This is a genomic window from Azohydromonas australica DSM 1124 (assembly GCF_000430725.1).
Lineage (GTDB): Bacteria > Pseudomonadota > Gammaproteobacteria > Burkholderiales > Burkholderiaceae_C > Azohydromonas > Azohydromonas australica.
Genome location: NZ_AUMO01000043.1, coordinates 1 through 1,544, shown reverse-complemented (window position 1 = coordinate 1,544; position 1,544 = coordinate 1). Strand labels below are relative to the sequence as shown.

The 1,544-nt window shown below is 66.2% G+C and carries 2 protein-coding genes; both read left to right on the top strand.

What is annotated here, in order from left to right; all coding sequences use genetic code 11:
- On the top strand, positions 1–554 hold a 554-nt coding region (locus tag H537_RS41605), incomplete at its 5' end, for an acetyl-CoA C-acyltransferase (RefSeq protein WP_043458353.1).
- An 86-nt stretch (positions 555–640) separates the two neighbouring features.
- Complete coding sequence (gene phbB, locus H537_RS0106590; protein WP_028997260.1) at positions 641–1,378, top strand: acetoacetyl-CoA reductase; 738 nt, start codon at positions 641–643, stop codon at positions 1,376–1,378.
- Positions 1,379–1,544 lie beyond the last annotated feature (166 nt).

Below are 1,544 nucleotides of genomic sequence, written 5' to 3'. Positions count from 1 at the left end.
GCGACCCGCTGGTGTTCGACACCGACGAGTTCATCAACAAGAAGACCACCGCCGAAGCGCTGGCGGGCCTGCGCCCGGCCTTCGACAAGGCCGGCAGCGTGACCGCGGGCAATGCCTCGGGCATCAACGACGGCGCCGCCGCGGTGATGGTGATGTCCGCCGCCAAGGCGAAGGAGCTGGGCCTGACGCCCATGGCGCGCATCAAGAGCTTCGGCACCAGCGGCCTGGATCCGGCCACCATGGGCATGGGCCCGGTGCCGGCCTCGCGCAAGGCGCTGGAGCGCGCCGGCTGGCAGGTCGGTGACGTGGACCTGTTCGAGCTGAACGAAGCCTTCGCCGCCCAGGCCTGCGCGGTGAACAAGGAGCTGGGCGTGGATTCGGCCAAGGTCAACGTCAACGGCGGCGCCATCGCCATCGGCCACCCCATCGGCGCCTCCGGTTGCCGCGTGCTGGTGACGCTGCTGCACGAGATGCAGCGCCGCGATGCCAAGAAGGGCCTGGCCGCGCTGTGCATCGGCGGCGGCATGGGCGTGTCGCTGGCCATCGAGCGCTGATCGAGCTAGGGGCTGGGAACAGCCCCTTGACGAATCCATTCAAACCACCAAGGGCTGAAAGACAGCCCAATGAAGGAGAGACCGAGATGGCACAGAGACTGGCTTACGTGACTGGCGGCATGGGCGGCATCGGTACCGCAATGTGCCAGCGCCTGCACAAGGAAGGCTTCAAGGTCATCGCCGGCTGCGGTCCGACCCGCGACCACGAGAAGTGGCTGGGTGAGCAGAAGGCGCTGGGCTACACGTTCTACGCCTCGGTGGGCAACGTGGCCGACTGGGACTCCACCGTCGCCGCCTTCGAGAAGGTCAAGGCCGAGCACGGCACCGTGGACGTGCTGGTGAACAACGCCGGCATCACGCGCGACGGGCAGTTCCGCAAGATGAGCAAGGCCGATTGGCAGGCCGTGATGTCGACCAACCTGGACAGCATGTTCAACGTCACCAAGCAGGTGATCGACGGCATGCTGGACAAGGGCTGGGGCCGGATCATCAACATCTCCTCGGTCAACGGCGAGAAGGGCCAGTTCGGCCAGACCAACTACTCCGCAGCCAAGGCCGGCATGCACGGCTTCACGATGGCCTTGGCGCAGGAAGTGGCGGCCAAGGGCGTGACGGTGAACACCGTGAGCCCGGGCTACATCGCCACGGATATGGTCAAGGCGATCCGCCAGGACGTGCTGGACAAGATCGTGGCCACCATTCCCATCAAGCGCCTGGGCACGCCGGAGGAGATCGCCTCCATCGTCGCCTGGCTGGCCGGCGAGGAGTCGGGCTTCACCACCGGTGCCAACTTCTCCAGTAACGGCGGCTTGTACATGGGCTGAGGCCTAGAGCGGTCCATATCGGAAATGCCGCGCACCGCGCGGCGTTCCTCAGCCAACGCCACCATGCGTTGCACGTCTCTACTCAAGTGAAGCATATGTCCGAAGAAGCCTCCATGTCCCCGGCCGAGCTGGCCCTGCGCGATGCCGCCCGCGAGTACCACCGCTC

Bases quoted from the DNA above. Each gene is read 5' to 3' on its own strand.
- phbB (WP_028997260.1), top strand. From the start codon at position 641: ATGGCACAGAGACTGGCTTACGTGACTGGCGGCATGGGCGGCATCGGT.